This is a genomic window from Butyrivibrio sp. INlla21 (genome assembly GCF_900116875.1).
Taxonomy (GTDB): Bacteria; Bacillota; Clostridia; order Lachnospirales; family Lachnospiraceae; genus Butyrivibrio.
Window position 1 is genome coordinate 4,615 of record NZ_FPCC01000053.1, and the last position, 1,032, is coordinate 5,646.

Consider the following 1,032-nt stretch of genomic DNA (forward strand, 5'->3'; position numbering starts at 1 on the left):
AACACAAGACATTATGTACATAAATATAGCATTAGAACGTCATATAAAGAATGGATTGATCAGATAGGAATTTTCTCTCACGATAATTTAAAGGTCAGTGGCTATAGAGAAGAGAATAATAAGATAGAGCTTGAATTAGAGTATGAAAATGGGGCGAAGGGTTACAAGGAATTATGTGAAGTAGTCAATGCTCATAATAAATTTGTGGATGAGAATCCAGATTATTTTCCTAACGATATTGATATATTAGTTATTAATACTAGTCCAAGTGAGTATGTATCTTCGACTTTTTATAATCAAACAACTGATGCATTATGTGATTATAGTATTCTGGGAAGACGGAATACAGCTAAGTTGCAGTATATGACTATTAATATAAGAGGAGCAGATACTGAGACTTTACCAATTGATGAAATAATAATTGATATACCGGTTATAGTTATGAAGTGCAGTTATGCACCTTCTAAGGATAAGTATTCTTTTTTGAGTGAATTTAAGAACGCAGAACAAGTAATATTTGACTTTGGTGAACTTAGTTCTAATGATAAAACTAAAGTCTGCGACATAATACATAGCTATTTAGCTGATGTAGAAATTTATACTGTAATAAGTGTTGATAGGGAGAATAGACTAGAAAGATTATTTTAACGCAGAAGCTGCTCACAAGGCGTGAGCAGCTTCTGTGTTTTTAATAGATATCAGTTGTTGAAAAGAACGTAAGCGTCAAATAATCCGCCTATCTGTAAAATAAACGCCGCAGGTTTATTTGCGGCGTGGTTTACGGCAGTTATCTGGTAATGTCTCGGACCATGGTAATAACTGATCCAGACTTGCCGTATCTATATTTCCATTCTCATCACGGAGCTTTGGAAGTTCTGTAAGGAGGTGATCAACGTAGTAATAGGAACTGAGGTTATTTAATCTTGCAGTCTCAACAACTGAATAGATCACAGCACTGGCTTTCGCGCCTCTGATGGTGTTCATGAACTCCCAGTTCTTTCTGCCTATCGTGAACGGTCTTATACTTCGTTC

Annotated in this window: 2 protein-coding genes; one reads left to right on the top strand and one right to left on the bottom strand. The window is 35.3% G+C overall.

What is annotated here, in order from left to right:
- On the top strand, positions 1-648 hold a 648-nt coding region (locus BM377_RS15875), incomplete at its 5' end, for a hypothetical protein (protein WP_177223930.1).
- A gap of 114 nt (positions 649-762) precedes the next feature.
- Here BM377_RS15875 and BM377_RS15880 read toward each other — a convergent pair.
- A partial coding sequence (locus BM377_RS15880; protein ID WP_143104530.1) for a transposase domain-containing protein occupies positions 763-1,032 on the bottom strand: 270 nt, incomplete at its 5' end.